The 12,687-nt window shown below is 69.3% G+C and carries 6 protein-coding genes; 4 read left to right on the forward strand and 2 right to left on the reverse strand.

Annotated elements, in window-relative coordinates:
- The first annotated feature begins 281 nt into the window (after positions 1 to 281).
- From pks2 to DQP57_RS11195, 4 genes are all read left to right on the forward strand, one after another.
- On the forward strand, positions 282 to 6,659 hold the full coding sequence (gene pks2, locus DQP57_RS11180) for a sulfolipid-1 biosynthesis phthioceranic/hydroxyphthioceranic acid synthase (protein WP_112633036.1): 6,378 nt from the start codon (positions 282 to 284) through the stop codon (positions 6,657 to 6,659).
- 279 nt (positions 6,660 to 6,938) lie between these two features.
- Positions 6,939 to 7,604 (forward strand): adenylyl-sulfate kinase, encoded by a 666-nt coding sequence (gene cysC, locus DQP57_RS11185; protein WP_112633079.1) that lies wholly within the window; start codon positions 6,939 to 6,941, stop codon positions 7,602 to 7,604.
- 80 nt (positions 7,605 to 7,684) lie between these two features.
- Positions 7,685 to 8,944: a sulfate adenylyltransferase gene (gene sat, locus DQP57_RS11190; protein ID WP_112633037.1), complete on the forward strand. Its 1,260-nt coding sequence runs from the start codon at positions 7,685 to 7,687 to the stop codon at positions 8,942 to 8,944.
- Positions 8,941 to 9,270, forward strand: coding sequence for a DUF6955 family protein (locus DQP57_RS11195; RefSeq protein ID WP_112633038.1), 330 nt, complete (start codon positions 8,941 to 8,943; stop codon positions 9,268 to 9,270). The genes sat and DQP57_RS11195 overlap by 4 nt, the downstream gene beginning before the upstream one ends.
- A gap of 2 nt (positions 9,271 to 9,272) precedes the next feature.
- On the opposite strand, the gene fadD21 is transcribed toward DQP57_RS11195, so the two are convergent.
- The gene (fadD21, locus tag DQP57_RS11200; protein WP_112633039.1) at positions 9,273 to 11,015 is read right to left on the reverse strand and encodes a fatty-acid--AMP ligase FAAL21/FadD21; all 1,743 of its coding nucleotides are present in this window, start codon (positions 11,013 to 11,015) and stop codon (positions 9,273 to 9,275) included.
- A gap of 66 nt (positions 11,016 to 11,081) precedes the next feature.
- Positions 11,082 to 12,677, reverse strand: coding sequence for a PucR family transcriptional regulator (locus DQP57_RS11205; RefSeq protein WP_112633040.1), 1,596 nt, complete (start codon positions 12,675 to 12,677; stop codon positions 11,082 to 11,084).
- Positions 12,678 to 12,687 lie beyond the last annotated feature (10 nt).

The following is a 12,687-nucleotide window of genomic DNA, read 5'->3' on the forward strand; positions in this document are numbered from 1 at the left end:
CCGCCTGGGCGGCCGCCCGCGGCGCCCGGACGTCGCGGCGCCCCGGCGGGATCAGGCGCTGCCGGAATTCCGCACTGACGGCGGGGGTTTCGCGAGCGCTCGGCCGGCGCGGCCCGTTTTTGCAAGGCCGACCGGAAATTGTTTACTCCCGCTAAGCTGACCTGGTTCGAAGCTAAACAGACATCTGCATAATAAGGCTGAAAACGTGAGACCAGACGGTGCGCGCCGATGCTCACGGGCGCGCGCGCCTCAGTGATCGGGCAAGATAGGGGACTTGCACTGTGCGTGCCGTGAACGCCACACCGGTCGCCGTCATCGGGATGGCCTGCCGACTTCCCGGCGGGATCGACTCCCCGCACCGCCTCTGGCAGGCGTTGCTGCGCGGTGACGACTTCGTCGGCGAGATTCCCGCCGACCGGTGGGACGCCGACCTGTTCTACGATCCCGAGCCCGGTGTGCCCGGTCGATCGGTGACCCGGTGGGGGGCGTTCCTCGACGATGTCGGCGGGTTCGACTGCGACTTCTTCGGGATGACCGAGCGCGAGGCCATCGCGATCGACCCGCAACACCGCCTGCTGCTCGAAACGTCGTGGGACGCCGTCGAGCATGCCGGCCTGGACCCCGCGTCGCTTTCCCAATCGCAGACCGGTGTGTTCGTCGGCCTGACCCACGGTGACTACGAACTGCTGTCCGCCGACTGCGGCGCGGCCGAAGGACCGTACGGATTCACCGGCACGTCCAACAGCTTCGCGTCCGGGCGAGTCGCCTACGCCCTGGGGCTGCACGGTCCGGCGGTCACCGTCGACACGGCGTGCTCGTCGGGGCTGATGGCAGTCCACCAGGCGTGCGGCAGTCTTGGCAGCGGGGAATCGGACCTCACCCTGGCCGGGGGCGTCGTGGTGACCCTGGAACCGCGCAAGTCCGTCTCGGGCTCGCTGCAGGGCATGCTGTCGCCGACCGGCCGCTGCCACGCCTTCGACGTGCACGCCGACGGCTTCGTGTCCGGCGAAGGTTGCGTCATGCTGTTGCTCAAGCGGCTCGACGATGCGCACCGCGACGGCGACCGCATCCTGGCGGTGCTGCGCGGCACCGCGGCCAACCAGGATGGCCGCACCGTGAACATCGCGGCGCCCTCGCAGACGGCTCAGGTCGCCGTCTACCGGAAGGCTTTGCAGATCGCCGGCGTCGACGCGGCCACGGTCGGCTTCGTCGAGGCGCACGGCACCGGCACTCCCGTCGGCGATCCGATCGAATTCGCCAGCCTGGCAGCGGTATACGGCGTCGGCGCTCCCTGCGCCGTGGGATCGGTGAAGACGAACTTCGGTCACCTGCAGTCGACGTCGGGTCCGCTGGGACTGATCAAGGCGATCCTCGCGCTGCAGCACGCCGTGATCCCGCAGAATCTGCACTTCACCCGGTTACCAGACGAGATGGCCCGGATCGAGACCGATCTGTTTGTGCCGCAGAGCAATACGCCATGGCCCCTCAGGAGCCACCCGCGCCGCGCCGCGGTGTCGTCCTACGGGATGTCGGGCACCAATGTGCACGCCATCGTGGAACAGGCGCCGCGACAGCCGCCGGCGCAGGCATCCGATCCACCGGTGGGGCCGCTGCTGTTTCCCCTGTCGGCCACCTCCGCCGAGCAGCTGCGCGTCACGGCCGCCCGGCTGGCGGCCTGGATCGACGAACACGGTGCTCCGGACGGCGACAGTGGGGTGCGCCTGACGGATCTGGGCTACACGTTGTCTCGCCGGCGCGCGCACCGCCCGGTGCGCACCGTGATCTCGGCCGGCACCCTCGGCGAGTTGGGCGCCGAGCTGCGCGCGGTCGCCGACGGCGACATCCCGTACCGGCCCGCGGTGGGGCAGGGCGACCGCGGGCCGGTGTGGGTCTTCTCCGGCCAGGGTTCGCAGTGGCCGAGGATGGGCGCCGAATTGCTGGCCACGGAGCCGGTTTTCGCCGCCACGATCGCCGCCGTCGAACCGTTGATCGCCGCGGAATCCGGCTTTTCGGTGACCGAGGCCATGGCGGCGCCCGAGGCGGTGACCGGCATCGACCGGGTGCAGCCCACGCTGTTCGCCATGCAGGTCGGGCTCGCCGAGACGATGAAGTCCTACGGCGTGCGCCCCGGCGCCGTCATCGGGCACTCGCTGGGCGAATCCGCGGCCGCCGTCGTCGCGGGCGCGTTGTCGGTGGCCGACGGTGTGCGCGTCATCTGCCGTCGCTCGAAGCTGATGGCGCGGATCGCGGGCAGCGGCGCGATGGCATCGGTGGAACTGCCGGGGCAGCAAGTGTTGTCGGAACTGTCGATTCGCGGCATCTCCGACGTCGTGCTGTCCGTGGTCGCGTCGCCGACGTCGACCGTCGTCGGCGGCGACACCCAGACCATCCGCGATCTGGTGGCGGCCTGGCAGGAGCAGGACGTGCTGGCCCGCGAGGTCGCGGTGGACGTCGCCTCGCATTCGCCGCAGGTGGAGCCGATCCTCGACGAGTTGGTCGAGGTCCTCGCCGACCTGCGACCGATGGCGCCCGAGGTTCCGTACTATTCCGCGACGCTCTGGGACCCGCGGGAACGGCCCTCGTTCACCGGCGAGTACTGGGCCGAAAACCTGCGCTACACCGTCCGATTCGCGTCCGCCGTTCAGGCCGCCCTCAAGGACGGCTTCCGCGTCTTCGGTGAGCTGGCGCCGCATCCGCTGCTGACGCACGCCGTCGAGCAGAACGCCGCCAGCCTGGACATGCCCATCGCCGCCGTGGCGGCCATGCGCCGACGCGAGCCGGGCGCACCACCCGCTCGCGGGGGAGAGCTGCCGGGTGGTCTGCGCGGCTTCGTCGCCGACGTGCACAGCGCGGGCGCGGTGATCGACTTCTCCGTCCAATACCCGACCGGGCGTTTGGTGGACGCCCCGCTGCCGACGTGGACGCATCGCCGGCTGATGCTGAGTCGCGAGGGGAACGAGCACGCCGCCCACGGCGCGGCGGTCCAGGCCGTCCATCCCCTGCTCGGAGCGCACGTGCATCTGCGGGAGGAACCCGAGCGCCACGTCTGGCAGGGCGCGGTGGGCACCGAGGCGCACCCGTGGCTTGCCGATCACCAAATCCACGGTGTCGCAGCATTTCCCGGTGCCGCGTACTGCGAGATGGCGCTGGGGGCCGCCCGCGCGGCGCTCGGGGAACGCGCCGAGGTCCGCGACGTCAGGTTCGAGCAGACCCTGTTACTGGACGACCGGACGCAGGCCTCCTCGGTCGCGACGGTCGCCGGCCCCGGTGTTCTCGACTTCACCGTGGACACCCACGAGGACGGCGAACGCGTCCGCCGGGCGAGCGCGGTCCTGTGCGCTCTCCCCGGTGACAACGCGGATTCACCCGAGCCCGATCAGCCGCCCGCGCACGACATGGCGACGCTGATCGCCGCCCACCCGTCCCGCCTGGACGGTGCGGAGTTGCGAAAAGCCTTCGACGCCGTAGGGATTCAATACGGGCCGGCATTTTCGGGTCTGGCCGCGGTGCTTGTCGCCGACGGGGAGATCACCACGGTGCTGGCCGAAGTCACACTGCCGGGCGCGATCCGCTCGCAGCAGTCGGCCTATGCCGCGCACCCGGCGTTGCTCGACGCGTGCTTCCAGTCGGTCGTCGTCTCGCCCGAGGTACACAAGGCCGGCGCCGGTCTGCTGTTGCCGGTCGGGGTGCGCAGGCTGCGCACCTACCACTCGACCCGCCACGCGCAGTACTGCCTGGCCCGGGTCACCTCCTCGCGCCCCGGCGAATGCGAGGCCGACCTCGACGTGCTGGACCAGTCCGGGACGGTGCTGTTGACCGTCGAGGGACTGCGGCTCGCCGGCGGCGCCTCCGAATCCGAACACGCCCAGCGGCTGCTCAACGAGCGACTGTTGACCATCGACTGGGAACCCCGGGAAGCGCCCGAGGCCACGCAGACCGAGCCGGGCTCCTGGGTGCTGCTCGGTGCGTCCGACGGTCACGACCCGTTTGCCGCGCGACTTGCCGAGGCCCTGAATTCCGATGGCGGGCAATGTGTCTCGATCGCCGATCCCGTCGGGTCGCCGAACACCGCGCGGCTGCGTGCCCTGCTGTCCGGCGGCGGCCAGCCCGTCTCCAACGGTCACGCGCCGCTGAAGGGACTGACGGGGGTCGTCGTGGTGGCCGGGGCAGCGGAGGGCGCGGTGGGCGAGGCGCACGCCGGCCGGGATCATGTCTCGCACCTGGCGGCCGTCGCCCGTGAGCTCTCGGAGCTGCCCGGGGAATCGCCACGGCTCTACCTCGTGACCCGCAACGCGGCGAGCGTGACCGCCGGCGATGCGGCCAACCTGGCGCAGGCCGGGCTGCGTGGGCTGATGCGGGTGATTGACTCCGAGCACCCGCATCTGAGCGCGACCCAGATCGATGTGGACGACGCGACCGACCCCGAACACATTGCGCTGCAGCTGAAAACCGGGTCGGCGGAAGACGAGACCGCCTGGCGCGGCGGGCAGTGGTACGCCGCGCGGTTGCGGCCCGGCCCGCTTCGCCCGGTCGAGCGGCGCACCACCGTCGTCGATCACGGGGGTGACGGCATGCGCCTGCAGATCCGCGCTCCCGGTGACCTCGAATCGCTGGAGTTCACCGCGTTCGACCGGGTGCCGCCCGGCCCGGGCGAGATCGAGGTGGCGGTGACCTCGTCGACCGTCAACTTCGCGGATGTTCTTGTCGCGTTTGGGCGCTATCCCACGTTCGAGGGCTACCAGCAGCGGCTGGGGGGTGACTTCGCCGGGGTGGTGACCGCCGTCGGACCGGACGTCACCGAGCACAGGGTCGGCGACCACGTCGGCGGCGTCTCGCCCAACGGATGCTGGGGAACCTTCGTCATCGCCGACGCCCGGCATGCGATCACGCTGCCGCCCGAGGTGCCGTTCGACGACGCCGCCGCGGTCCCGACCGCGGCCGCCACCGCGTGGTACGGCCTGCACGACCTGGCCCGCATCTCGCCGACCGACAAGGTGCTGATCCACTCCGGCACCGGCGGCGTCGGCCAGGCGGCCATCGCGATCGCCCGGGCTGTGGGGTGTCAGATCTTCGCGACCGCGGGCAGCCCCGAGCGCCGGAAACTGTTGCGGGACATGGGTATCGAGCACGTCTACGACTCGCGCAGTACGGAATTCGCCGACCAGATCCGCCGGGACACCTCGGGATACGGCGTCGACGTGGTGCTCAACTCGCTTCCCGGCGCCGCGCAACGCGCGGGAATCGAACTGCTCGCCGTGGGCGGACGCTTCGTCGAGTTGGGCAAGCGTGACATCTACGGCGATACCCATCTGGGGCTGTTCCCGTTTCGCCGGAACCTGTCGATGTTCGCCGTCGACCTCGCGCTGCTGACGGCCAGCCACCCGCAGACGGTTCGGCGCCTGTTGACCACCGTGTACCAGCGCACCGCCGCCGGGGAACTGCCGTTGCCGAGCACCACGCACTATCCGATTCGCGACGCCGCCGCCGCGGTGCGCCTGGTCGCCGCCGCCGGGCACACCGGCAAGGTGGTGCTGGACGTGCCGCGGGTGGGAAGCAGTGTGGCCGTGGTCCCGCCGGAAACCGTGCGTCCCTTCCGCGCCGACGGCGCCTACATCATCACCGGCGGAATCGGTGGGCTGGGCCTGTTTCTGGCCGGCCAGATGGCGGCTCAAGCCGCCGGGACGGGTTGCGGGCGGATCGTGCTCAATTCGCGTTCGCAACCCGACGAGCGCGCGCGCGAGGCGATCGAGCGGCTGCGTGCCGCGGGGGCCGACATCGCGGTGGAATGCGGGGACATCGCCGAGCCGCACACGGCCGAGCGGCTGGTGGCGTGTGCCACCGCGACCGGGCTGCCGGTGCGGGGCGTGCTGCACGCGGCGGCGGTGGTCGAGGACGCCACGTTGGCGAACGTCACCGATGAACTCATCGATCGGTGTTGGGCGCCAAAGGCTTACGGCGCATGGAACCTGCATCAAGCGCTGCAGGAAGAAAAGACCGGGCGGTGCCTGGACTGGTTCTGCGCGTTTTCGTCGGCCGCCGCGCTGGTGGGCTCGCCGGGGCAGGGTGCCTACGCCGCGGCCAACAGCTGGCTGGACGCATTCGCCTACTGGCGGCGGGCCCGCGGCCTGCCGGCCACCTCCATCGCGTGGGGGGCGTGGTCGGAGGTCGGCCGCGCCACGGCCCTGGCCCGCGACGCCGGCATCGCGATCTCGCCCGCCGAGGGGTTCCGCGCATTCGAAACGCTGCTGCGCTACGACCGCCCGTACTCGGGCTACGCGCCGATCACGGGGACACCCTGGCTGACCTCCTTCGCGCAACGCAGCCGCTTCGCCGAGGCGTTCGGCTCGACGGGCCACGGCAAGCCGGACACCGGCAAGTTCCTCGCCGAGTTGCAGGCGTTGCCGCGCGAGGAGTGGCCGTCGGCGCTGCGGCGACTGGTGTCCGGACAGATCAGCCTGTTGCTGCGGCGCACCATCGATCCGGACCGGCCGTTGTCCGACTACGGCTTGGACTCGCTGGGGAACTTGGAGCTGCGCACCCGCATCGAAACCGAAACGGGGGTGCGCATCAGCCCCGCGAAGATCACCACCGTCCGCGGGCTGGCGGAGCATCTGTGTGACGAGCTGGCCGACCTCGAAGCCGCGCCCTCGACACCCTGACCCGCCCCGCGTTGCGGGTGACACAGGGAAAGACCCCGTCGGTCTGCACCCCGGCGGCCGCACCGCCGCCGCCCGCCGCGCCACCGCCGCCGCTCGCCGCGTCACCGCCGTCCAGCGACAAACTTCCGTAAGTTGGCCATCTTTACTGGTGGACTGGTTCTGATCCGGATTGATTGATAAACAATATGGTGAAGGTGGGTGGCCAGGATCGATGCGGCCGGTGTGAATCCGTGCGCATGCGTCCATGCGCGGCTGAAACGTGGTGAACAGGAGCTGGGAATGGCCAACAACATCACTTGGCACGAGCATCAGATAAGCCGCGCCGAGCGCGAGAGCCTCAACGGGCACCGAGGCTGCGTCGTCTGGTTCACCGGGCTGAGTGGCAGCGGCAAGAGCACCGTGGCCAACGTCGTCGAACAGAAGCTCTACGAACGGGGCATCCGCAGCTTCCTGCTGGACGGGGACAACGTCCGCTATGGCCTCAACGCCGCCCCGGAACTGCTCGAAGAGCGGCACGGATCGGAGTTCGCGAAGCGGTTCGGCCTCGGTTTTTCCGCCCAGGATCGCGAGGAGAACATTCGCCGCATCGGCGCCGTCGCGAAGCTGTTCTGCGAATCCGGTGTCATCGCGCTGACGGCCTTCATCAGCCCCTACGTCCGCGATCGCGACGCGATCCGGGCCACCCTGAACGACGGCGATTTCCAGGAGATCTTCATCGACACCCCGATCGAGATTTGCGAGCAGCGCGATCCCAAAGGCCTCTACAAGAAAGCCCGCGCCGGCGAGATCAAGGGATTCACCGGGATCGACGACCCCTACGAGGCGCCGGGGCGGCCCGAGCTGCGGCTCGACGGCGGCAACAAGGACGCGGACACGCTGGCCGAGGAAGTGATCGCCCATCTCGAACGGGTGGGCGTCATCTCGGGCGCGGTCCGGGACGCTTAGCGCCCTGGTTCGGCAAGGACGGCCGCGGGAGCCGTTCACCGCACGGGCAACCGCCGATTACGCGAAACGAGGTCACTCACATGAGCTACCAGGGTCATAACGGCAAGCCGATCGTGGAACGAGTATCCACCGAAGGTGCGGCGAGCCGGATCGACGGGTTGCCGCGCATCCCGATCTCGAAAGCCACCGCGCACGAGGTGATCAGCCTCTCCTACGGTTTCTTCACCCCGCTCAGCGGGTTCATGGGCCGGCGCGAAGTGGACAGCACGCTGGACGACTTCGCGCTGCCCGACGGCACGCTGTGGAGCATCCCGATCGTGTTCGACCTTTCCGCCGAAGACATCGAGAAATTCGGCGTGAAGGAGGGCGAAAGCGTCGTCCTGGAATATCTCGACGCCCCGATGGCGCTGTTCGAGGTCTCCGAGATCTACGAGTACGACTTGGAGCGCATGGCCGAAAAGACCTACGGCACCAACGATTCCCGGCATCCTGGTGTCAAGAAGACGCGGGCGTATGCGGATCGTTTCATCGGCGGCGACATCACGCTCATCAACGAACCGGTGTTCAACGAACCCTTCAAGAGCTTCTGGCTCACACCGCGGCAGCACCAGGACGCGCTGGCGAAAAAAGACTGGAAGCGCGCCGTCGCCCATCAGACCCGAAACGTTCCGCACACCGGCCACGAGGCGTTGATGAAGCAGGCGTGGCTGGCGGCGAACGAGGACCAGCCCGTCGACAGCCTGAACACCGGCGTACTGGTCAACGCCATCATCGGCCAGAAGCGCGTCGGGGACTACATCGACGAGGCGATCCTGTTGGCCCAGAACGAATTGCGGGCCAGCGGGTATTTCCGCGAGGAAGTCCACCTGGTGTCGTTCACGCTGTGGGACATGCGCTACGCGGGGCCCAGGGAGGCCATCTTCCACGCGATCCTGCGGACCAACCTGGGCTGCACGCATCACATGTTCGGCCGCGACCACGCGGGCGTGGGCGACTTCTACCACCCCTACGATTCCCAGAACATCCTCAAGCAATACCGCAGCGGGCTGGGGATCAAACCGGTGTTCCTGCGGGAGAACTGGTACTGCCCGGTCTGCCAGGAGGTCACCAACTCGGCCCTGTGCGGACATGACGATCAGTCACAAAGCTTCAGCGGCAGCCTGATTCGAAGCATCCTGACCGACGAGGTCAAGCCGACCCAGAAGGTGATGCGGCACGAGGTGTTCGAAGTCGTGATGGACAGCGCCGCCAAGTACGGGCAGGGGTCGCCGTTCGTCACCGAGGAGTACCTGAAAGACAGGCTGCCGGTCTTCACGCTGAACCCTTTGGAGAACTCATGAGCACGGCCGAAAAGAACATCAAGGTCAACGTCTGGATCAACGAGGAACGGCTGGAAGCGCTGGCGAACGCCGGAATGGCGGACCGGGCGATTGAGGCGTTCGCCGGCATGAAGCTGCTCGAGATCTACGCCACCGAAGCACAGAAAGATGTTCTCCTGCAGCAGTTTCCGGGAGCCAAATACGACTCGGCCACCACGCGGTCGATCGAGTTGCTGCCCAAGCAGGTCAAGGACAGGCTGCTCGAGCTGTCCATCAAGTTGCACTCCAACGGCCCCGACGTCGTGGGTCACTTCCTCGAGGAAGCCCAGACGGCCAACAGCCAATAGGGCTAGGCGTCCAACCGGGTGAACCGCCGGCGACGGTACTGCTCGACACACGCCGCCCGCCGGATCTTGCCGCTCGTGGTGGTGGGAATCGATCCCGGTTCGACCAGCACCAGATCGGCGACGGTGAGCCCGTGTGAGTTCGATATCGCCGCGGTGACGTCGTTCTTGACGACGTCGAGCTCGTGGCGCGCGTCCTCGTCGGATACGCCGCGCCCGCTGAATTCGATGATGGTGACCAGCTTTTCGGTCTCGTCGACCGGGACCGCGATCGCCGCGACCCGGCCGCCGGTGATGCGCTGCACCGTCGACTCGATGTCCTCGGGATAGTGGTTGCGGCCGTAGACGATCAGCAGGTCCTTCATCCGGCCCACGATGAACAGTTCGCCGTCCCAGACGAAGCCGAGGTCGCCGGTGCGCAGCCACGGGCCCTCGGGGGTGTCGGGCGGCGGGTCGGCCAGCACGCCGCCGAAGGTGCGCTGGGTGTCCTGCGGCTTGCGCCAGTAGCCGTCGGCGACATTGGCGCCGTTGACCCAGATTTCACCGACGGTTCCCGCCGGGCATCCGGTGCGGGTGTCGGGGTCGACGATCCGCGCCGACGGCGACGCCGGCGTGCCGTAGCTGAGCAGCGGCGTGCCGGTTTCCGGCGAGCACGGTTGCGCGCTGCCCTCCGACAGCGCCTCCGGTTCGAAGTGGACGACGCGCGGGGCCCCCGCCTTGGCGCGGCTGGCCACATACACGGTCGCCTCGGCCAAACCGTAGGAGGGCTGCATCATCTCTTCGCGAAAGTTGTACGGGGCGAAGCGTTTGCAGAACCGGTCGAGCGTGGCCGGATGGATCCGCTCGGCGCCGCTGACGATGCTGATGACGTTGCCCAGGTCGACCCCGGCCACGTCCGCCTCGGTGGTCTTGCGGACCGCGAGTTCGAAGGCGAAGTTCGGGGCGGCCGAGAAGACCGGATTGGTCTGCGACATCGCGCGAATCCAGCGCGCGGGACGTTGCAGAAACGCGACCGGGCTCGTCACGTCGCCCAGGTAGCCACCCAGGATGGGCGCGATGACGCCCTGCATCAAACCCATGTCGTGGTAGAACGGCAGCCACGACACGCACACGGTGGCGCGGGGGGCCACACCGTTGAAGTCGTCGAAGTACGCGGCCATCAGCTGCTGGAAGTTCACCGCAAGATTGCGGTGCGACACCATCACCCCGGCCGGCACGCGGGTGGAACCCGACGTGTATTGCAGGTACGCGATGCTCGGGGCGCCGCTGATCCGGATGCCCGACGACCGCGGCGGGTCCAGCGCATCGACGGCGATGACGGCCGGGGCGGCGCCTCCGGTCGCCGGGGCCGTGCGGCGCAGGCACTCGTCGACGGCCGCCGCGGCCCCGACCGTGGTGAGGACGACGGTGGGGGCGGTGTCGGCCAGGACGGCGGCGACGCGTTCGTCGTGCGAGCCCGGCTGCGGCACCGAGAGCGGGACCGCGATCAGCCCGGCCTGGATCGCGCCCAGGAACGCGACGATGTAGGGGAGGCCCTGGGGCGCAAGGATGACGGCGCGGTCCCCGGTGCTGCCGTGCCGCGCGACCTCGTGCGCCACGGTCAGGGTGCGCTGATACAACTGGGCCCACGTCAGGGTCTCGGTGACGCCGGCCCAATCCTGCTCGTAATCGGTGTACCGGAACGCCAAGTCGTCGGGCTGCAGGCCGGCGCGCTCCCGCAGCAGGGCGACCACCGACGAACTTTGCATGCGGGCTAGGTTACCGCCTCGGGCTTTTCACGCCGCCCGATCGCTGGACCCGGGAAGGCGAGCGGGTCAACGGCTTTCCAGCACCCGTAATCCCAGGGAAAACAGCAGCCGCACCTCGGGATCGGCCAGCGACGTCGACAACAGTTTCTCGATCCGGCGCACCCGGTAGCGAACCGTGTTCGGATGCACCCGCAACGATTGGGCGGCCGCGGCGACGTCGCCGAACGCGTCCAGATACGTCCGCAGCGTCTCGGCCAGCGCCGGGTCGTCGTCGCGCAGTGCCACGATTCGCGGATCGACCAGCCGTTCGTCGCCGCCGATCAGCGTGACGATCTCGTCGAGCAAGACGGTGGTGCGGGCTTCGGCCAGCGACGTCACCTGACCGAACGAAATCGGGTGCCGCTCAGCGCTGTCCAGCACGCGGTCCACCTCGACGCGGGCCGCGGCCACTCCGGCAAGGGCCGCCACCGGTGCGGCGATGGCCGCCCGCAGCTGCACCCCGAGTTCGGTGCGCATGGCGCCGATGGTGCCACGGACCCACGAGGCGACCGAGCGGTTCTGAGTCTGGGGGAGCAGCACATAGATTCGCGAGCCGGACGACGCGACCTGCGCGTCGCGTCGAAAAGCGCTGGCGCTCAGCGCAATGACGTCGGCGAGCCGAGCGCGACGGGGTGAGCCGTCCGCCACGTCCCAACCGATCAGGGCCGCGTCGCCGTCGGGGGCCAGACCGAGCTCGTGGGCGATCGCGGCCATGTCCACGTGCGCAACGGATTCCGGGTCCGCGAGGCCGAGCAGTTGCTGCACCCGCCGGGCGTGGGTGGAGGGCCGGGCCGCCAGCCGCGACATGATGCGGGCGGCCAGCACGGCGGCGCCGCGCAACATCTGTTCGGCGTCGTCGGCCAGCGGTTGCGAGCCCTGCTGCACCCAGATGGTTCCGGCGAACACCGGCGGTCGCCGCGCGTCGGGGGCGGGCCGATGGATCCCGACGGCCAACCGGGGACGCAGGCTCAACTCGGGCCGCTCGGCGACCCGGACCACCTCACCGCCCGAGCGCAACGCATCGAAGATGCCCCATTGGCCGATCCACTCGAGATGCTCGGGCGGGCCGGCCCGGCCCAAAATGGACAGGCGGCGCAGCTCGTCGGCTTCGTCGTTGGACGCCGAATAGGCCAAGACGTGCGACTGGGCGTTTTCGATGCTGACCATGCCGTGGATCCGGTCGGCGAGCGACTGGGCCAACCCGAAGAGATCGGTGCCCGAGTCCTCCGGGGCGTCGGGGCCCTCCCCGTGATGTTCCAGGACATGGTTGACCAGCTGATAGAGCCGCTCCCAGCGGGCCCGCGGCTCGACCGCCACCACCGCCGACCCGGCCGCGATGGCCCTGGCCACCAGCGCATCCGACGGCCCCTTGACGAAGATGGCCACCGGCACGCGGTCGCGCGCCTGCTTGTCCATCCAGCGCAGCGCCTCGTCGTCGGCGATGCCCAACAGGAAGAAGACGTCGGCGGAACCCGGCGCGGCCGCCAACCCCAGCCGCACGTCGTCGCTGTCGATCAGCGCCGCCGACGCCACCGGCAGGTCCAGGCCCCGGGGCGCGTCGACCAGGCTCACCAGGGTCGCGTCCAGCGCGAGTAGCAGCTGCCCCAGCCCCACACCGGCCATGTTGTCCGAT

Source organism: Mycobacterium colombiense, assembly GCF_003284935.1.
GTDB lineage: Bacteria > Actinomycetota > Actinomycetes > Mycobacteriales > Mycobacteriaceae > Mycobacterium > Mycobacterium arosiense_A.